General features: G+C 63.3%; 14 protein-coding genes. 6 read left to right on the top strand and 8 right to left on the bottom strand.

Annotated features, from left to right (window positions below):
• The first annotated feature begins 13 nt into the window (after positions 1-13).
• On the top strand, positions 14-1,342 hold the full coding sequence (locus ACNEOT_RS10060; protein WP_415973849.1) for an alpha/beta hydrolase family protein: 1,329 nt from the start codon (positions 14-16) through the stop codon (positions 1,340-1,342).
• 29 nt (positions 1,343-1,371) lie between these two features.
• On the opposite strand, the gene ACNEOT_RS10055 is transcribed toward ACNEOT_RS10060, so the two are convergent.
• Together ACNEOT_RS10055 and ACNEOT_RS10050 are read right to left on the bottom strand one after the other, a co-directional pair.
• A complete protein-coding gene (locus tag ACNEOT_RS10055; protein WP_415973848.1) occupies positions 1,372-2,736 on the bottom strand; it encodes an alpha/beta hydrolase in 1,365 nt (454 codons plus the stop codon).
• Positions 2,737-2,764: 28 nt separating this feature from the next.
• Positions 2,765-3,253, bottom strand: a complete 489-nt coding sequence (locus ACNEOT_RS10050; protein ID WP_415973847.1) for a nucleoside deaminase — start codon at positions 3,251-3,253, stop codon at positions 2,765-2,767.
• A gap of 109 nt (positions 3,254-3,362) precedes the next feature.
• Between ACNEOT_RS10050 and ACNEOT_RS10045 the strand changes: the two genes are divergently transcribed.
• The 3 genes from ACNEOT_RS10045 (at position 3,363) to ACNEOT_RS10035 (ending at position 8,246) form a co-directional block, all read left to right on the top strand.
• Positions 3,363-3,938 carry a GNAT family N-acetyltransferase gene (locus ACNEOT_RS10045; RefSeq protein WP_415973846.1) on the top strand — a complete coding sequence of 192 codons (576 nt, stop codon included), beginning with the start codon at positions 3,363-3,365 and terminating at the stop codon, positions 3,936-3,938.
• 118 nt (positions 3,939-4,056) lie between these two features.
• Positions 4,057-4,893 carry an alpha/beta fold hydrolase gene (locus ACNEOT_RS10040; protein WP_415973845.1) on the top strand — a complete coding sequence of 279 codons (837 nt, stop codon included), beginning with the start codon at positions 4,057-4,059 and terminating at the stop codon, positions 4,891-4,893.
• A 98-nt stretch (positions 4,894-4,991) separates the two neighbouring features.
• Positions 4,992-8,246, top strand: coding sequence for a DUF4132 domain-containing protein (locus ACNEOT_RS10035; protein WP_415973844.1), 3,255 nt, complete (start codon positions 4,992-4,994; stop codon positions 8,244-8,246).
• Positions 8,247-8,278: 32 nt separating this feature from the next.
• Here the strand turns inward: ACNEOT_RS10035 and ACNEOT_RS10030 are convergent, their stop codons facing one another.
• From ACNEOT_RS10030 to ACNEOT_RS10015, 4 genes are all read right to left on the bottom strand, one after another.
• The gene (locus ACNEOT_RS10030) at positions 8,279-9,070 is read right to left on the bottom strand and encodes an enoyl-CoA hydratase-related protein (RefSeq protein ID WP_415973843.1); all 792 of its coding nucleotides are present in this window, start codon (positions 9,068-9,070) and stop codon (positions 8,279-8,281) included.
• A gap of 97 nt (positions 9,071-9,167) precedes the next feature.
• Positions 9,168-9,767 carry a TetR/AcrR family transcriptional regulator gene (locus tag ACNEOT_RS10025; protein WP_415973842.1) on the bottom strand — a complete coding sequence of 200 codons (600 nt, stop codon included), beginning with the start codon at positions 9,765-9,767 and terminating at the stop codon, positions 9,168-9,170.
• 40 nt (positions 9,768-9,807) lie between these two features.
• Positions 9,808-11,313, bottom strand: a complete 1,506-nt coding sequence (locus tag ACNEOT_RS10020) for an acetyl-CoA acetyltransferase (protein ID WP_415973841.1) — start codon at positions 11,311-11,313, stop codon at positions 9,808-9,810.
• A 108-nt stretch (positions 11,314-11,421) separates the two neighbouring features.
• A complete protein-coding gene (locus ACNEOT_RS10015) occupies positions 11,422-13,575 on the bottom strand; it encodes a DUF6924 domain-containing protein (RefSeq protein ID WP_415973840.1) in 2,154 nt (717 codons plus the stop codon).
• A 398-nt stretch (positions 13,576-13,973) separates the two neighbouring features.
• Here ACNEOT_RS10015 and ACNEOT_RS10010 point away from each other — a divergent pair, with 398 nt between their 5' ends.
• A complete protein-coding gene (locus ACNEOT_RS10010) occupies positions 13,974-15,266 on the top strand; it encodes a lipase family protein (RefSeq protein ID WP_415973838.1) in 1,293 nt (430 codons plus the stop codon).
• A gap of 57 nt (positions 15,267-15,323) precedes the next feature.
• Here the strand turns inward: ACNEOT_RS10010 and ACNEOT_RS10005 are convergent, their stop codons facing one another.
• Positions 15,324-16,487, bottom strand: a complete 1,164-nt coding sequence (locus ACNEOT_RS10005; RefSeq protein ID WP_415973837.1) for an epoxide hydrolase family protein — start codon at positions 16,485-16,487, stop codon at positions 15,324-15,326.
• Positions 16,488-16,643: 156 nt separating this feature from the next.
• Positions 16,644-16,907, bottom strand: a complete 264-nt coding sequence (locus tag ACNEOT_RS10000) for a MarR family winged helix-turn-helix transcriptional regulator (RefSeq protein WP_415973836.1) — start codon at positions 16,905-16,907, stop codon at positions 16,644-16,646.
• 1,077 nt (positions 16,908-17,984) lie between these two features.
• Here ACNEOT_RS10000 and ACNEOT_RS09995 point away from each other — a divergent pair.
• On the top strand, positions 17,985-19,166 hold the full coding sequence (locus tag ACNEOT_RS09995; RefSeq protein ID WP_415973835.1) for a lipase family protein: 1,182 nt from the start codon (positions 17,985-17,987) through the stop codon (positions 19,164-19,166).
• Positions 19,167-19,310: the final 144 nt, after the last annotated feature.

Genomic DNA, 19,310 nt, shown 5'->3' with positions numbered 1-19,310 from the left:
CACGATGGCGACGATGATCGAATGGGGACGGCGCGCTGCGGTCAGTGTGCGGGCACTGACGCACACCACCGAACAGGTCGCACACAGCCGTGGTGTCGCGCCGTTTCTACCCCGTCTGTTTGTGGACCGTTTCACCCACCTCGGCGGCATTCCCGATGACGAGTTCCGCGGCCAGTTGTCTCGATGCCGCTCCTTCGAGGACGACCTGTGGGCTCCCTACTGGACGAAGTTCGCCGATGAGCACCTCGAACGTGCAGATGCCGCCCTGACACGACTGGGCGCACCCACGAGCGCTCGGCTGATAGATGCGAGAGACGACTCAACATTGGCCGAACTGGGGGCCGCACTTGCCCCAGCGGCATCGATCCTTGCCGATCGGGGAACGGTTGCCCATCCACTCTCGACGGCACGTTTCATCGCCGAGCACCCCGAGGCCTCCGATGCTGCGGTCGCAATCGACGGTGTGATCAAGGCGTTGGTCTACGACTTCGTGGCCGCCTGGCCGGGTTGGACGCCGCAGCGTTTGCGCGCCTATCGCAGGTCTACTCGATTGTCGGAGTCGTTGCTGCTGGCCCTCGCGCCGACAATGGGGTACGTCGTCGAGGTGGTCGATATCGATCTGCCCGGTACCTCCGACCGAGTGCACGGCATTCTCGCGTTGCCGCGGGAATCAACGCTCATTCCGACGGTTCTGGTCACGAACGGACTGGAGGGCACCGTTGCCGAAACGCTGCTACCTCTCTTGGCCCAGAGGGACGCAGGCCTGGGCACTTTCGTCATGGAGATGCCCGGAACCTACTCGTACGAAGACCCCATGACAGCTGCGTCGGAGGACGTCTACTCGGCGGTGATCGACTTTCTCGCTGCCGATGAGCGCATCGACGCCGACCGGATAGGCATGATGGGCTTCAGTTTCGGCGGCTACTGGTCCACGCGCATGGCCGCTTCGGATTCTCGATTGAGAGCGGCAGTGGCGAACGGTCCGCTCACTCACCGCAGTTTCGGTGCGCTCAACTCGATCGGTATGCCCGAGGTGATGGTGTCGACATTGATCAAGACGCTCGGCGCGACCGGGATTGCGGATTTGGCGCACAAGACCTCGAAATTGTCGCTGCGGCATCGCTATCGCGATATCGAGATTCCGCTGCTGGTGATCAATGGAGCACAAGACACTCTGGCCAGCACCCGCGACTCGCTCGAACTCGCCGTCGACGCACCAAACGCTCAACTGGTGCTGTACGCCGACGACGACCACTGTGCGATGGGCAACGCAGAACGCTGGTCGGCACTGTCGACTCGATTTCTCCGCGAACATCTACTCGGCCCGTCGCACGACCACTGACGCGAGAGTGGCCGACCGCGGTCAGTGGATCAGACGACGCCGCTGAGGAACTCGATCTTGAGACGGCTGTAGTCGTCGGTCCACCGCGAACCAACCGACATGAATCCGTGGTCGAGTGTCACTTCGTTCTTGCTGTAGAGGTTCAGACGATTGGCGACGCCCACTCGGTCCAGCTCGGCGCTCAGTTCGGCTGCCTGGTCGGGGAACGTCCCGGTGTTGCCGTCGGAGATGAAACTCGGCGGGAAGTCGGCTGTGACGTTGTCGATAACGTTCGCCTGCGCCAGCAACGCGGTGTCGGTGTCGTCGAGGTAGCTGCGGGCGGCTATGTCGAAAAAGAAGCCGTTCGACGGGCTCGGTGACTGCGGTGCGCCCGCTCGACCGATATCGAGGGCAGCACTGTCGAACACGATCGCCTTCACTGCATTTCGGTCCAGGGTGGGTTCGATGCCCAGCGCTCGGGCGTAGTCGGGGTTGGTCTGCACAGTGGCGTAGTTACCCACGATATGGCCACCCGCGCTGGTGCCGGCGAGCACGACGCGCGTCATGTCGAGCCCGTACTTGCCGGCATTCGTTTCCAAGAACTCCATGGCCTGGCCCAGTTGGATTGTCTGCGTGGGGAATCGGTAGCTCGGCGCGAACGCGTAGTTCACCGACACCAGGTTGTAGCCGGCGTCGAGCATGGGGTCGGCCCACGATGAACTGTCCGTATCTGCACTGGGGGCACCGTCCGCCTTGTCCCCGACTATCCAGCCACCACCGTGGACCATGACATACGTGGGACGGGTGACCGATGGGTCGTTGTCGGCGATGTAGATGTCGAGAAACGAATTGGGAAGCGTCGAGCCGTATTCGACGTCGTTCGTGAAACCGGCCCCGTCGACCACTGTCGTCGCAGTCCGAGTGTCGGGCTCGAAGGAGTTGCTCTCCCCCACTGCTTGCAGCGATCGAACCAGAGGTGCCGGATCGGCAGCGGTCGTGATCACCACGGCGGAGGCCACCATCGCGACCACTGCAACGACGCCGACCGGGATGGCGATAGCCGTCCTACGACGGAAGGCCCCCGACCGGCCTGCCCACGCCGACGCGAGCAGAAAGAAGCCGAGAGTAGTCGAGGCGGTCAAACTCGTGACCCACAGAGCGTGGATGTCCGTTACCAGCCATGCCACCTGAGTGACAACGGTGACGGCACCGAGCACCGTTCCCAGGACGGCGAGCTTCGCGGCAAGAGACAAGCGCGCCAGGACTATTGCCACGACAGCCACAGCAATGACCCACAAGCCAACCGCGAGCTGCTGACGGATGAGCAGAAACTCGAGCCAAGCGAGTCCGACGCTCACGGCACCTGCCACCCCGAGCGCTACCGTCCGATGCCTGTTCTCGATGCCGTCCGGCACTGTCTCTCCCCCTTCGTTTTCGAGTGCGTTATTCGGCAGACACGTGGCGTTGCCTGTGCAATTCACGAATAACGTCGCTGAACTCGGCGACAGGCCCGTCCACGACGATCCCCGGCACGATCTCCTCGATGGGCGACGGCCTGATCGCGAGTGGTGCAGCACCGAATTCTTCGAGCCACGTGAGCAATTGAGCCGTCGACGTGGCGTAGACGATGCGGCCGAGTCCGACTATTCCGTGACTCGCAGAGCACATCACGCAATGCTCACCGGAGGTGTAAACCGTCGCCGACCGACGCTCACCTGCGTTCAGGTTGGTCGCAGCCCATCGAGACAGAGCGATCTCGGGATGCTGGGTCGGGTCGTTTCGATCGCCGACTCTGTTCCGGTCCTCGGCCAACAGTTCGCCGTTGTCCGACACCAGCAGAGAGCCGAAGGGATCGTTGCCCGTGCGTGCCGCCTCTGCCGCGAGATCCACAGCGCGGGCCAGGAAGGCACGGTCGCTCGAGGAGATGCTCACATCGCACCGGTGCCGACGATCGAAGTTTTCACGCCCTCGACCGTACCGCCTCGAAACTCACCGCCTGCTGGACCAGGAGTACGGCACCGATGCTAGGTATGGTCGGCGGGTGAGCTTCTCGGTACGGCCTGCCACGTCGTTCGCAGATCTGCGGACGATTCTCGGCCCGAAGAACCCGAAGTCCTCGGTCTGTTGGTGTCTGAGCCACCGTGTCGATTCCGCGACCAACAAGGCGCTCGTCGGCCCTCAGCGCGCCGAATACGTGGAGAAGCTGACCCGCCGAACAGTCGCACCGGGCGTGCTGGCCTATGACGGGGACGAGGTGGTCGGCTGGGCTGCAGTCGCGCCACGATCGGAGTTGCCGTTCGCGCGGTCCAACAAGATTTCGCACGTCGACGATCTGCCGGTGTGGACGGCCTGGTGTTTCCGCGTCAAGGCCGGCCACCGCAGGCGCGGGATTGCGCACGTGTTGTTGGACGGTGCCGTTCGGTTCGCGGCCGATCACGGTGCCCCGGCGATCGAGGGATATCCGGTGGACAACAAGGGTGCGAAAGTAGATTTGACGATGGCCTACGTCGGCACCCGAGGACTGTTCGAGTCGGCGGGCTTCGGGTTCGCGGCCGAGACCACGTCGGTGTCGGGTGGTATCCCACGGGTGATCATGCGAAAAGATCTGCGCCGCTAGTGCGGGAGAACCTCTCGTTCCAGTGCCTCCGATATGGACTATCCGTCCATATCTTCGCTCGCACAGCGTGAAGAATATCCATGCCGCCTGCGACGGGCTTCCCATACTGTCTGCAGACATGACCATCGATCGAGTACCGGTATCCGGCGGAGACGTCGTCGTCGAAACACTCACCGGGACCAGCGAGCCCGTCCTCGTGGTGCATGGGGTCTCCAGCCAGCGCATGCTGTGGAGCTGGTTGCACGCACAGTCCCCACACCTGACACTCGTCGCACCGGATCTCCGCGGCAGAGGTGACAGCGTGGACGTCACGGGAACGTCGTCACTGGCCCAGCACGCAGACGACCTGGACGCCGTCATGGACGCTTTGGGGCTCGACGCCGTGCATGTCTGCGGAATGTCCATGGGCGGATTCGTGGCGGTCGAATTCGCGGCCCGGTATCCATCCCGGGTGAAGAGTCTCGTCCTCGTCGACGGGGGCGTTCCGGTGGCACCGCCCGTCGGTCTCACACGGGACAATGTGGCCGCCGTTTTCGCGGACAAGATCGCTCGAACCCAGCAGCAGTGGAACGAGATCGGCGATTACATCGACTTCTTGGTGTCGACGTCGTTGCCGCTGCTCGACCGCACAGACCCGCTGCTACGGACGTACGCCGAACACGATCTGGCGGACGGATCGATTCGACTGTCGTCCGCTGCGGTCGTCGCCGACGCCACCGACGTGTTCTTCGGCGCCTCGCGGTTTCGGGAACTGACGATGCCGATTCGATTCCTGCACGCGCAGTGGAGCGTTGGCGCGAACTCTGCGCCGATGTACTCGACCGAGGACATCGAAGCGCTCGACCTGACGTCCATCACCCCGATGATGGGACTCGATCACGCCGGGACGATCATGACGTCGGTCGGTGCGGGCACCGTCGGAGCAACAATCGACGAGGCTCTGAGAGGCGAGTGACCGGTCTCTCACTGGCCCACAACAGTGGCTCGGAGCTTTCATGCGGGCGCCGGCCCGGTACCGCACCGACCCGGAACACGAGGCATTATCGTGTGGGTGTGACTGCCGGTCGAGACGCGTGGACGGTGCCGGTGTCGTGGTGGCGACGCGGCGAAGCGATGCACGGCAGAACGCCTGTTGCCACGAGAAAATTTCGCCCACCGAAGACGTCTGTCATCGAGGCTCTCGTCGGCGATGCCCACCGCATCCGCGAGGTAGTCGACCACCCCGATACCGATCCTGCCGTGGCGGCAGCGGGTTCGGCCTTTCTGCGCGCAAGAGCAGTGGGTGCCTTGCCGACGCCACGGGCACTCGCCTTCGCACTGACGGTGACGATCGATTACGTCACCTACAAGCAGCATGCGCCCTTCGTCGATGAGGTTATCGCCTCGCACGGAGCAGGTTTCGCCGCCGAGATGGTGGTCGAAGCGGCCGGCATGCAGACACAATCGAGGTACGAGCGTGGTGCTCGTGGCGACGTGAGCACGTTGTGGGCAACCGAGCGCCTCGATATGGACATGTTGAATTTCGGAATCCGCGACGCGCATTCTCGGGTGCGGACGGCGGTCGCGGCCCTACCCACCGACGACTACCGAGGTGTCATCGATGCGCTCGCACCGCTTCGGGGTGCCAGCTACTCACGTGACCTGCTGACGTCCTTCCTGTTTCCAACCGAAAGCACTTGGGTTGCCGCGGATATGGAGGCAGCTGCACATCTCGGCCAGTATCACGAGCAGGACGTGATGCCGTTGCTGGCTTGTGTCGCATCGCATGGCGACGTCGAGCGAATTCTGTCAATGATCGGCACACGAGACACCGCGATATGGGCGCTGGGAATGCGGATGAACCTCGTGCACGCTCTCTGCGCCAATCTGGGGCCGGGAACGGAACCGTTGATCGGCGAGCTGTTCGACGGCAACCTATCCGCCCAGAACAAGAAGCGCTGCGCGGCCATTCTCGCCGAGTTCGACACCGACGAAGGGTTCATGGAACTCGGCGTACGCCTCGGTCGTAAATACGTCGAGCCGGCGACACTCACCGCGATCGAGAACGCCCCCCAACGCGCCCATCGACTACTCACCGCTACCGCAGGCCCGAGAGCGGCGGCGCTCCTGGCGGACATCGAGCGGCTGCACCCCGAATTAGCCGAGGACTCAGTGCCAGTCGATCGCAGAGCCGCGTCGACAGAGACACTGCCGGCTCTGCTCACCGAGCCGCCCTGGTTGGGCGACCGCAGACAACCCGACGTGTCGGTTCATCACCTCCCCGCGCCGGACGATCCCATCGCCCTGGCTTGGCTCCCAGGTGAACGCGAGCAGTTCGCAGACAAAGAGCCCCAATACGAGATGTACCTCGGCCTTCGAACGTGGCCGGAGATCGCCCGACCCGTTGCAGAGGGGTCCAACGCCTACAACCTGTACGAGATATCTCGAGGCCCAGCGAGCCTCATCGCACCACTGTTGGTCGACGCGGCCGTGCCACGCTGGATCTTCCGTGCCGACGCCGATCTCAGACGGCTGTTGTTTCGGTTCGACACAGCCGCCGTGGAATTCGTGTTCAGAGTGGTCCTCGCCAGACCGGCGTTCAATGCCTCGGTACTGGCACCGGTAACGGGCACTCGCGTCACCGAAGCGATGGCCGACTGGCTCGACACGAAGGCCATGCGGCCAGTTGCCCTGCAATGGTTCGATCGCCACATCGACAGTGCAGCAACAGTAATCGTTGTTGCCGCACTTGCCGACCCGAGTGCCGAGCGTGTCACGGCGCGAAAGGCGTTGCGCACACTTGCCAAACGCGGGCACCGTGACGCGCTGGTCGCTGCGTCTGCGCCATTCGGACCTGCCGCATCGTCCGCCGTCACCGATCTGGTCGATTCTGATCCGTTGTTCGATCTTCCCAACCGCATTCCGACTCTGCCGGAATGGCTGGACCCAGCACTCTTGCCATCCCTTGTACTGACCGAAGACAACGTACGACTGACATCCGAGGCCGTGCGGACCGTCTGCACGATGTTCGCGCTGTCGAGGTTGGATGAGGTGTACGCAGGAATCGCCATAGTTCGGACGTGGATCGCTCCGCTCGACATGGCGTCACTTGCGTGGGCGCTGTTCGAGCGATGGTCGAAAGCCGGCTTCCCCGACGCGCAACGGTGGTGTCTGGATGCACTGGGAATCGTCGGAAACGACGAGACCGCACAACGGTTGGCTCCCTACATCCGGGCATGGCCACTTCAGTCCGCACACCGGCGGGCTGCCGCCGGACTCGACGTGCTCGCCGCTATCGGGACCGACTCGGCCCTCGGCCACATCTGGTCGATTGCGCAAGGGTTGCGCTTTCCCGCCCTGCGAGCCAAAGCCGATGCACGAATTCGGCGTATTGCCGACGAGTTGGGTCTGTCCCCAGCCGAACTGGCAGACCGACTGATCCCGGATCTGGGCCTGGACGCGGACGGGGCAACTGTATTCGATTACGGTACTAGATCTTTCACGCTTTCTCTCGACCACACGTTGCGCATTGTCATCACCGAGGGCACGGGTAAGACGCGGGCACGACTCCCGCGACCTACACCCGACGACTCGAAGAAAGCGGCCGAAGCGTTCAAGCAATACTCGACGCTGAGGCGAGACCTCGAGGCAGCGCGAGGTGAGTTGCTGCAAAGGTTCGAGCGCGCGATGGTCGGAGGCCGCAAGTGGGCCTACGAGCAACTGCGAATCCACCTGGTCGGACATCCGGTGGCATGGCAGATCGTGGGTCGTCTCGTGTGGGCAACCGAGGCCGGCACACTCTTTGCATTCTCGGACTCCCGGATACCCGTGAACATCGATGGTTCTCTTTTGGCAATTGGTGATACCGAGAACGTGGTGATCGTGCATCCCTTCGAGATGGGCAACGAAACAACCATGTGGACAGAGGAATTCGACGCCGCCAAACGAGCACAGCCGTTCGAGCAACTTCACAGGGCGGTCCATCGTGGAGATGTGGCATCCCACATGGGGATTCTCGACAACACCAAGACCACCACTGCGCAACTGTTGAACCTCGAACGACTCGGATGGGAGCGAGAGGAACCGCAGGACAAAGGGGCACAGATCTCCATCAACAAGCGGATCGACGACGACACCGTTGCAGTGATCATGGTCTTCCCAGGCTTCAACGTCGCGAGCCCTGCGCTATGGCACGAACAGAAAATCGTGCACGCATTCGTCACGAACAACGAACTTCACGGAGTGGCCGCATCGGAACTTCTGCGGGATGTCGCGACAATCGAAACGACGCCGATCAGAGGCGATGAGCCGGATCTGCAGGGCCCGTGAAGAACACAACCGATTCCCTGGGATCGACTACCTTACCTGCCGCTCCAGATCGGATCCCGCTTCTGCATGAAGGCCATGATTCCCTCCACGGTGTCCGCCGACCGGCTCAGTGACTCCAGGGCCTGTTCGCTGAGCTCCCAGCTGCGGTCTTCTGTTTCGATCGCGCCGTCACTGATCCCGCGAGCGACGCGCTTGCTCGCCTGAACCGCGAGCGGTGCGTTGGCGGAGATGACGTCTGCGAGGGCAAGAGCAGTGCTCAGCACATCGGCCTGCGGAACGACTCGATTGACCAAGCCCCACCGAAGAGCGTCCTGAGCGCTCATGGCGGTCCCCGTCAGCAGGAGTTCCAGCGCGACGGCACGCGGCAGGGCCGTGGACAATCTGAAGACACCGCCCGCTCCGGCGATGAGACCCCGTTTCACCTCGGGCAGGCCGAAGCTCGAAGTGTCCGCAGCAACAACGAGATCGCCGGCCAGCGCAAGCTCCGTCCCACCGCCCAGGGCGCTGCCGTTCACCGCAGAAATCACCGGCTTCGATATGTGGTGTTTGACGATTCCGGCGAAGCCCCAGTGCGCCGTCTCCGGTGGAGTCACCCCGGCGGGTCCGGCCGTTCCGAGGGCTTTCAAATCCGCTCCGGCACAGAACGTCTTGTCACCCGCGCCCGTCAACACCACGACTCGAATGTCGTCGTCCTCCTGCGCACGCTCCCACGCCGCGCCCAAACCGCGATGCACATCGGCGTTGATGCTGTTGGCTGCCTTCGGCCGATTGATAGTGACAACGAGGGTGTGACCCCGGACTTCGGTGAGTACCTCTTCGGACACGTCGATCCTCAATTCTTCGGGCCGTCAGACCCGACAACACTAAATCAGACAGTCACTGTCTGCAATGGTCCCGCTCGATGGCCGGGTCGACTATCGGCTAGCTCAACGCTCGCAGAACGGTGTCGACGATCAACTTCGAGTGGTTCACGGCGGCGCGACTTCTCGTGCCCCCGTGCGCTTGCGAGAACAGAGCACGCGCCAACACCGCTCCGGTCACGAGTTCGAGAAGTAACGTCGTCGACGTGCCCTCCGGTAGCTCTCCGCTCGTAATCGCGCGACGGACGATGCGTCGAGTAGTGACCAGGCGGCTCTGGTTGAGAGTGTCGGTGAGATGCGACAACAGGTTTGGATTCACCCTCGCGTCGAGAGTCACCCGTAATGAGACCAAGCCGGAGAGTTCCCCGTAGCCGATGGCCAGTTGCTCCGCGAGTTCGATCAGGTCCCCGCGGACCGATCCGGTGTCGATCGGCGTCGACAGCGGGGCCCGCGCTTCGAGCGCGTGAACCAGGAGTTCTTCCTTGTCGGCCCAACGGCGATAGAGCGCGGCCCTGCCGACCTTGGCTCGCCGTGCGACCGCGTCGAACGTGAAGCCTCGCCAACTGGTTTCCCAGTACACTTCGAGCACAGCGTCATACACGCGGTCCTCCATGTCCACGTCACGGGGCCGTCCTGGTCCGCGCGGAGAGTCCTGAGACATCACGGCGTCCTCCCACCTGCCTTTCGACCGAACACGACCCTTACCTGCAGAATTCGACGGCGAGGGTCCCCTCGTTGTCCACCAGGTCGATTCGGCGTCCGACGACCGACTCGTTCCGCCCCGACACGAGGTCGTGAAGCGTCGCTGCGAATTCGCGACCGGCTCGGCCCGCCACCCGCGCCCCGTCGACTGTTGCTGCAACGACAAAGGCTTGCTCCGGCAGGCCGCCGCGGTCGTACGTGACTGTAGCCGTCTCGATGGTCGCCCTTCCCGAGTATCCATGCGCGACATGTGCCGGCGTGCCCGAGGAATCCACCGGCTCGGGGTCGCCGATGTATCCGTCGCGATGAGCTGTCGTGGACAGCAGCACCACGTGCTGGTAAGTCAAGTAGCCGCCGTTCGCATGAACCAACGCGAGCCCGGAATTCTTCCGCAGCAGCCGCGTCGACTCCGCAACAGCGTGGAGCGAATAGCTGCTCAACGGCCCACCGAAGAACGAATGTCCGCGCAGGACAGTGGGAGTCGACCCCTCGACCAGACCCAGCTCGTCGGCCAGTAGCTCCGGCACGATCGGGAAGCAACTGTAGGCGTCGACGAATGAGAGGTTCGCACTGGTGACTTCGGCCCTCGACAAAGCGCGTTGCACAGCCGCACGGAGAGCCGGAGCGTCGTCGAACACCGCGCGCGCCAACACATCCAGATTGTCGACGGCACCTGCGCCACCCCACAAGTACACCATCCGGCCCTCTGCCACACCGGCCTCGCGAGCGGTGGCCAACGAACAGACCAAGACCGCAGCTGCTTGATCGACGAACGGCATTGCGTTCATCGACAGTGGATAGCAATCGGACACGGACCGGTTCGACGACGTGACAGTGCCGATGTCCTCCGGCGTGCGAAAGACAGGACTCCAGGCAACAGGATGTTCGGCCGCCATTGCCGAGAAGCGGGAGTACATGTCGGCCGATTCGCGCAGTGCCTGGCTGGGGGTCAGTCCACGGCCATGAGCACGGGCGTTCTCGAAGAGCGGGTAGATCTGTACCGGTGCCAGGATTCCTGCTCGCTGCATTTCGGCGCTGCCGAGGTCCTCGGGCGAGAACGACGGAGGGCCTCCCGGCGCGGTGGTCCAACCCGACTCACCGGGGTCCACACCCGCCTTCATCAGGGCACGGACGGAGGCCTGCGCCTCGCCACCCACCACCAGCGCTGCAGTGGTGAGCCCCTCGGCGATATCTCGGCCTACCTGGTCGAGTAGGCGCACCGGACGGTGCCCGCCGATCGTGCTGGTAGAACTGGACCTGAGTGTCACTCCCAGCCGGTGTGCCACCAGGGATGGAAGGTCGTCGTAATTCCAGCTCGTGGTGCGGACCGCATGTACTGCATCGAGCTTGTCTGTCAGACCACCCACTCCAGCGTCGTCGATCGCTGCGTCCACGGCGCGCAGAATGAGCTCGAGCGGTTCGATGGTGTCGTTCGCAGACCCGCCTCCGAATTTGACGTCGCCCACACCCACGATGACCGGAACCCGTTCCGCACTGATCAGCATGCTGCCAGCATATACAGACAGAGATTGTCCGCAATTCCGGCTGTTCGATCTCGCTCGACGACGTGGGCCTCGACCCAGCACAGGAAGGCGCATCCGGTGGCGGACCGGCTACGGCTCTCCCGGTCCGACGATCCGCATTCCCGTGGGCGGCACTTCTTTCACGATGAATTCGTCGTGGACGTCGGTCACAATGGCGACGTAAAACACATGCTGACCGTCGATCCAAAGGTGACAACCAACGCTGAGGCCTTCGAGGCGTGGGATGCGCTGCATGACAGGCTCTCCGCCGGTGATTTCGACCCCTTCGTGTAAACGCGCAGCCTCGGCCAAGACGGCGCGCTGGACTACACCGCGGTCGACCAGGTCGTCATCGTCCGTCAGAAGCAACTCCGAGACTGGCTCTGTGTTGACGAACGGAACCTCGAACCTCAACGTCTGCGGCACACCATCTTCGGGCGGTGGCGGGGTGTACGGCTGGTACACGATCCGATACGCGGCGATCGGACGGTGGGAGTCGTGTTCGAGGACAAACCACCAGTACGACTGGTGCGCCGGGACGCTACCGCTCAACGCCGAGCCACCGGGTGCAGTCGCTTCCAAGAACTCGTCGTAACCGAGAATATCCGCGGTGCCGCCGTGCGCGTCGCGAGTACGCGCGTGAACCTCTGCCAAGTCGGCCTCGAACAGTTGCACCGGGTAGCGGTACTTCCTCCCTGCGATGACCGCGTGAAATTCTTTCAGCGAATCGGTATGCAGGTCGCCCGCGATCCACTCTGCAATCTCCCGTGTGGTCACCTCCTCGACTGGGCGCACGGGTTCGGGGAATCCGCGAAACACACCATCGTCGTCAGCGCTGTTCGCGAAATCCTCGAAGTCCATGTTTGCGATGGACAGATTGTTCTCCACCGACCACATCTCCGATGGGATGACGCGAAAGGTTCTGCCGCGGGGCCGATCTGGATCGTCGAGGCCGGTGTGGACGGCAACTATCGGCATTTCCGGATTGGTCACGGTTTCGGCGTCGACGAGAAAGGCATAGTAGGGCGGTGGCTCACCGATGGCTTCGAGCAGTCCCTCGACGGTCATGCCGTCGTTCTCCGGGTTGTCGATGCAGGTGAGGTAGGCGGCGAATTCGACGTCGCCACCTTGCGGTATCGGTGCCATCGCGGCGACCGCAACTGCGCGCCAAGCGTCGTCGTCGCTGAAATCTGTCCGGATCAGCAGAGATTGGTGCTCGAGATGATCAACAAGGACCCGCCCGGTTCCGAGGGTGGCGAGCACCTCTGCTTCACGACGGTCGTGCTCCTCCGCGGCGAGCTCGGCGACGATCACTGCCGCCTCACGCTCGGGCGGGTCGACGGGAACGATCGACTCGACGATTCGGATGCAGTCGCCCTCGTCCATGTCCTGATAGCTACGTATCTCGTACGTCCAATCACCGATGGACTGCCGGTAGCGTTCAGGTGTGGAGTCGTTCGGCCACTCGAGGTTCGGCTCGCCGATAGCGTTTGTCCAGCGGCGCAGGGTGAACTGAGGCGCGTTCCCGCTGATCGACAGACTGAGCTCGCCGGTACGCGGATCGCCCGACTGCACCTGAACATGCGTCTGCAACGGCATCCATGTCGGGATCGCTTTCGGAAGACCATCCAGCGCTCGCTGCCGTTCTTCGTGCTCGCGGCGGTGCTTGTCCATCTCGTCTTCGGCTGGGCGTGAGGGACCCGTCCACTCGAACAGGCTGGGATCGAATGGCTCGTCGAGGGTTGGGTTTTCGAGTTCGATCCAGTCTTCGCCTCTCTGCCATCGAAGTGCGACACCGAGTTCGGCATCGAACACGTAGACAACCTGATCGTTCTCATGTTGGTCGAGCGCGGCCACTTCCCACCCAGAGCGGCCGCGGACCGTCACTTCTCTGGGCGAGCCGGGATCGACGAACCGCTGATCGCCGAATCCGTGCAACGCTTTGGGAGGGAAGGCCTTGTACGCGCACAGCAGTTGGGACGGGAGACCGACGCCCATCACCGCGTACACGGTGTGGGGAGACTTGACGGCGTGGATCATCGTGCCGTCGGCAGCACGGGACCACCTGTCGGTGGCATTCTCGATGAATGTGGGCTCACCGGAGGGATTTTCGTGTCGCCACGTTTCGTCCGGTATGTGCATCACCCGTTGCCAGGATCCATCGGAATGATGGATGGTCCCTCCTACGGTGCGTCCCATCGTGCCGTAGTTCGCGCCTCGGATCTGTTCCCACGTCGGAGCCATGATCGAAAACTACCCGACCGCACGGTCTCTTGCTCGTCAAATCGGCTCGAAGTACGCGTACAGGCGCTTCGCGCGAGGAGAGGCGAATCCATGCGCCATCACGATTACCGGCCGTGGCCTGCCGGCAGACCCAGCGGACCCAAACCATTGCCGCGCAACGAACTTCGTCCGAAACAAACGATGGTCCGGTACGGTCTTGACATCGAACGGGCCTTCACTCTGGAGCGGCTTTCAAGGACGGTAGCAGGCTCTTGAAGACCATTCAAGATACAGTCGGTGGCATGCCCAGGAATCGCGGACCCCACGACCGGAAGAGCGAGCGAGAGGACATAGTGATCGCCGCCCGCCAAATGTTCGCACCCGCTCCAGGAAGTATTCCACTATGAGTATCGAACCCGATGCCGCGTCGACCGATCGTCCCCGGAGCCGCGGCCGACCACGCAGAATCGATCATCGCGATTCCCAGCATGGACCCGTTCTATCGGGCCCCTGCCGGTTTCGATCGCGCGGAGCCGGGAACCGTGTTGCGGTCCCGCGAGGTGACCCTCGCGCTGTTCGGCGTCATCCGGCAGAAAGTGTCAGCGTGGCAACTTCTGTACCGGACCACCAGCCTCGACGGTGCAGCGCGTGTCGCGGTCACAACGGTGATTCTTCCGGTCGGGGGCCGACGTCGACCGCAGCGCGCTCTGCTGTCCTACCAGTGCGCGATCGACGCCGTATCGGATCGATGTTTCCCGTCCTATGTCCTGCGGGCGGGCGCTCGAGCCGTCGGCTCCGTTCCGCAGGTCGAGTACATGATCATCCTGTACGCACTGCGCCGCGGATGGGTTCTGTCCCTTCCCGATCACGAGGGCATGAACGGGCAATGGGGAGCACCGATCGAGCCCGGCTACTGCACACTCGACGGAGTCCGCGCGGCACAGTCTTTCGCGCCGCTCGACCTCGCCGCTACCACCCCTGTTGCGCTGTGGGGGTACTCGGGTGGCGGATTGGCGACGTCATGGGCCGCCGAGGCTGCGGCCCACTACGCCCCAGAACTCGACATCGTCGGCGCAGCGCTCGGATCGCCCGTCGGCGATCCCGGGTCTGCATTCTCTCGCCTCAACGGCACGATCTTCGCGGCACTGCCCGCGATGGTGGTAGAGGGATTACGGCGCACCTACCCCGAACTCGACCGACTCGTTCGCGAACACGTCGCTGCTGCGGGGCTCGAGACCCTCTCGTCCCTGCACCGCAAGACGACAGTGCACGCCGTGGCGTCCATGGTGATGCACGATTTGGAGCGGCACCTCGATATCCCGATGGCAGACCTTCTGGCGAAACCCGAGATGGTACAGATCTTTCAGGATATTCAGCCCGGCAAATCGGCACCCAACTTTCCGCTTCTCGTGGTGCTGGCGGTGCATGATCCGATGATCGACGTGGACGACGTCGACGGGCAAGTAAGCCGGTATCGCGCTGCGGGAGCGAACGTCACATACATCCGTGATCGCCTCAGCGAACACCTGTCGCTGCACCCGATCGCAGCCCCCGTCACTCTGGACTGGCTCTCGGATCGGTTCGCGGGCAAGCCGACCGACGAATCGTCGACGAACACCGTGTGGTCACTGGCGGGATCATTGCCGGGGTTGCGCGGATTGCTCGGACTCGCTGTGTCCACAGGACGCGCATTCGCCGGCCGAATCGGTTGAAACACAACCCGATCGGGATCCGAAAAGCGACTCACACGAGTCGGTCCGAGACATCGGTCAACCGGCCGACGATAGCGCCGACAAGAACAAGCGCAAATCCGCGGCAAGACGCTCCGGCTCCTCCATCGCCGTGAAGTGACCACCGTGATCCGGGACCTCGGTCCAGTGCACGATGTCGAACTCTCGTTCCGCAAGGTGCCTGATGCCGATGTCGTGCGCGAACATGATGGCACCGACCGGTTGCGACGGCTTTGCCTGCTGATCGCCCCATGCACCGTCGTCCGTTGCGTACACGGTGTAGGCGGCGCTCCCCGCGCTCCGGGTCAACCAGTACAGGGTGACGTGGGCGAGTATTCGATTGCGGCCGAGGGCACCGTCCGGCTCCTCGTCGAACGGGTAGGTCCACGCCCGGAATTTGTCCAACATCCATGACAGCTGTCCGATCGGACTATCGGTCAGCGCAGCACCGATCAGTTGCGGACGCGTCGACTGGATGGAGATGTACCCGAACTCGGACTTCATGAACTCGCCCACCCGCCGACAGCGATCCAATTCGGTTTCGGTGCAACGCTTCTGCTCTGCTTCGTCAGGTTCCTGAAAGGGCGCTCCGATGGACCCGTTGACATGAATGGCTGCACAGTGGTCCGGATCGAGACGACCCATCGCCGGTGCAACTCCAGCACCGTAGTCACCGCCCTGCACCACGTAGGAGCCGTACCCGAGGAAACTCATCAACTCGATGAATGCCTGGGCGACGCGATCGGTATTCCACCCGTCATCGGAAAGCGGTGTGGAGAAGGCGAATCCGGGGACGGATGGCGCGATGACGTCGAAGGCCTGGAGGTCGGCGTCGTCCGGCTCGGTCAGCAGCGGAATGAGGTCGAGGAACTCGAGGTAAGACCCCGGCCAACCGTGGCACAGAAGCACGGGAGTCGAGTCAGCCCGCGACGACCGCACATGCAGGTAGTGGATGCGCTGCCCGTCGATCTCCACGAGATATTGGGGGAACGACGCGAGTTGCTCCTCCACCCCTCTCCAGCTGAAGTCTTCCACCCAGGTGGTGGCCATCGACTTCAGGACGGCGATCGGTACACCGGTGGTCCAGTCGTCGGCGCCGAGGGGTTCGGGCAGACGTGCGTCGCGAACACGACGGGCCAGGTCGTCGAGCTCCGACTGCGGGACATCGACAACGAATGAGGTGGGAGGCGCGGTGATTGTCATGAACTGATCGTGCAACGTATCGAGGACAGTAACGGTCCTGATTGCTTGTGCTCATTGCCTCACTGCATTCGGGGCACCTTTGTCGCGTGCTGCCGTCAGGTCGACCACTCGGACATGTAGCTCGTAAATTTTGTTGGTCGCATGGGTAGGCGCGATTCACTTGGAGGCCGATGACCCCAGTACATCCAGAATGCTCACGAACAGCGCACGTTCTTCCTCGGTCAGCTTCTTCAGAGGGCTGACCGATGTCAGCGCCCGGCCGAGGCGTTTTCGAGCACGCGCTCCTTCAGCGGTCAATCCGACAAATTTTCGCCTGCCATCAGACGGGTCGGCTGTCCTTTCGACGAAACCGCGGACCTTCAACTGGTTGACGATGAATGTGGTGTTCGAGGCGTTGCATCCCAATCGATCCAACGCCACAGGAAAACACTCATCGAGGAGCTCGGCTTGGCAAGGCGCAGCGTTACTGTGAGACCGTATTGGGCCGACGGCAAGCATGGGCTTTGACCGAACGGAGTCCGGCGGCGATAACCTTTGGCCACCAACACATTCGCCCAGCCGACCGCTACCCGCTACACGCGGCAAATCTAGCGCAAGCAATTTGCAGCAAATCGGTACACCTCGACTTTCGTTGAGAGGCCTCGATGTCTTTGCAGCCCAGGTGATCACCGCAATCTCCGCGATGATGGACCGCGGGGGTCGACGGGCCAACCGGCCTCCTCGATCGCCGACATCCGCGGCGACAGTGCAGAGCCCGATTCCCCACCAGCCAAATGGATCATCGTCTTTCACGGAGACGGCACAACGCAATTGGTGAACCGGTCCGAGCTGAAACAGCAGGCACGAGAGCGCGAGTCGGCAGCGTGGGGTGGCGGCGAGCCAATCCACCAAGTGTTCTCTTACAACGGCGGCCAGGAGCTCGCCAGATACGACCGAGCATGTTAGCGGCCGTAGACGACATCGACGACAGCTACACCCATTCGGTGGTGTACTCCGAATCGTACGGGCGGTCCGAGACCGGGCGGACCCACACGACATGTTTGTCGTATGGGTCCTCCATGGCGATCCCGAGCCTGTTCAGCGCGGCCGATGACGATCCGCACAAGGCGGCGATCGAGACGCTCGGACACGCCTCACACATATACGCAGCACACGCAGCGGAGCTCCACGCCCGACTGCGGTCCACCTGTCCGATTTTGCAGAAACCCGCAGGCTGACGGTGCGCTGCGCAGAGCTGAGGGAGTAACCGATTTCGAACGTCCACGGGAGTCAGCCCGTGACAGTCACTTTCGGCATCGGCTCCAGTCCGACCGGACGCTACCCATGTTCGGGACGTGGCATTTCATCAAGGGAAGCAGTCACAGAACCTGCTCGACATGGGAGCCAAGGGCCACGGGATGGCCCGCGGGGACGTCTCCATTTCCACGTTCACCGACCGCCTCGCGCGGTACGGTGACCGCGGGGATGGGTACGGCTCGAGAAGAATGTCGGGGGATCATGACTCTGTTCGGTGTGCTCGATGGCGTATTGACTCGACGACTGCCCCTGGAGCCTCCGGACGATCCTCATGCCGCGATCCTTCCGACCCCGATCGACAACGACGCCTTCTTCATCACCCCTCCCGGCATCGAGGACCTCGTACCTGGTGCGGTGATCCGGCAGCGCACGACCCGCGGTCTGGTGCCCCGGCCGCGAACCGCCCTGCATCAGTTCATGGTGCGATCGACCGACGCTCGGGGTTTCCCCGCCGGCGTCACCGCCTCGCTGCTGATCCCGAGGCGGCCGTGGACCGGGCGTGGACCGCGGCCCGTCGTCGCCCACAACGTGGCCATCGATTCCCTCGGAGCCAAGAGCACGCCGTCGTACCGGCTCGTGCACGGTGTCGGTGCCGACCTCCCACCGGTGATGCCACTCTGGCTCGCCCGCGGATACGCCGTCCTCGTCGCCGATCACCAAGGCCCGCGGATGTCGTACTCCGAAGGCACGATGGCCGGGCATGCCGTCCTGGACTCGCTACGCGGGATGACGGTAGTCGCCCCGGAGCTCGCCGACAGCCCAGTGGTGGCCTACGGCTACAGCGGCGGCGCGATCGCCACCACATGGACGGCGCAGCTACAGCCGAAGTACGCACCGGACGTGAGGTTGGCGGGTGCCGTCGCCGGTGGAACGCCCACCGACTTCTCGATGCTGCTGGACACCATGAACGGCACCGTCGCGGCCGGCCTGCTGGGCGCGGCGAGCATGGGTCTCGCGCGTGAGCACCCCGAGATGATGGAGTTGTTCGGCCCGAAGGCGCTGCTGTTGGCGTCCTGGGTGAAAGACATGTCGGTCCTCCCCCTGGCCTTGGGCGGGTTGGTACGCATGCGAATCGAGGACTTGGCGTCCGAGCCCAACCCGTTCGACTCCGACATCGCGCGGCGGGTGATCGCCGCGAACCGTCCGGGCACCGACGCGCCGTCGGTGCCGGTCGCGTTCTTCCACGGTTCCGCGAGCAAGATGATCGGCGATCGCTTCATCCCCGAGGCCGGCGTGACTGCCCTGATCGAGCAGTGGCGCAGCATGGGTGCCAACGTGCACTACGAACCCGTGGCAGGCGACCACTTCATCGGTGCCATGACCGGTCTGCCGTTCGTGTTGCGATGGACCGCAAAGCAATTCGCGATCAACGGTTCGAGTTAGCTCCCTGACCGCCGAGCTCGGCGTGATAGGTCTCCACCGCGTCGATCATGGCGGTGAACACCCAGATCCAATTCCGCGATCGGCACGCCGGTCGAGCTGACGACGAGTCACGCCCTGCTACTGAATCTTCCCGACGGCCATGAT

It is taken from the genome of Rhodococcus sp. 077-4, assembly GCF_047782425.1.
Classification (GTDB): Bacteria; Actinomycetota; Actinomycetes; order Mycobacteriales; family Mycobacteriaceae; genus Rhodococcoides.
The sequence above is the reverse complement of the archived record's forward strand: the minus strand, read 5'-3'. Positions and strand labels throughout refer to the sequence as shown.

Coding starts and splice junctions, on each gene's coding strand:
- ACNEOT_RS10060 (WP_415973849.1), top strand. CDS start 14: ATGATCGAATGGGGACGGCGCGCTGCGGTCAGTGTGCGGGCACTGACG.
- ACNEOT_RS10010 (WP_415973838.1), top strand. CDS start 13,974: ATGCCGCGTCGACCGATCGTCCCCGGAGCCGCGGCCGACCACGCAGAA.
- ACNEOT_RS10020 (WP_415973841.1), bottom strand. CDS start 11,313: ATGCTGATCAGTGCGGAACGGGTTCCGGTCATCGTGGGTGTGGGCGAC.
- ACNEOT_RS10005 (WP_415973837.1), bottom strand. CDS start 16,487: ATGACAATCACCGCGCCTCCCACCTCATTCGTTGTCGATGTCCCGCAG.
- ACNEOT_RS10025 (WP_415973842.1), bottom strand. CDS start 9,767: ATGTCTCAGGACTCTCCGCGCGGACCAGGACGGCCCCGTGACGTGGAC.
- ACNEOT_RS10015 (WP_415973840.1), bottom strand. CDS start 13,575: ATGGCTCCGACGTGGGAACAGATCCGAGGCGCGAACTACGGCACGATG.
- ACNEOT_RS09995 (WP_415973835.1), top strand. CDS start 17,985: ATGACTCTGTTCGGTGTGCTCGATGGCGTATTGACTCGACGACTGCCC.
- ACNEOT_RS10040 (WP_415973845.1), top strand. CDS start 4,057: ATGACCATCGATCGAGTACCGGTATCCGGCGGAGACGTCGTCGTCGAA.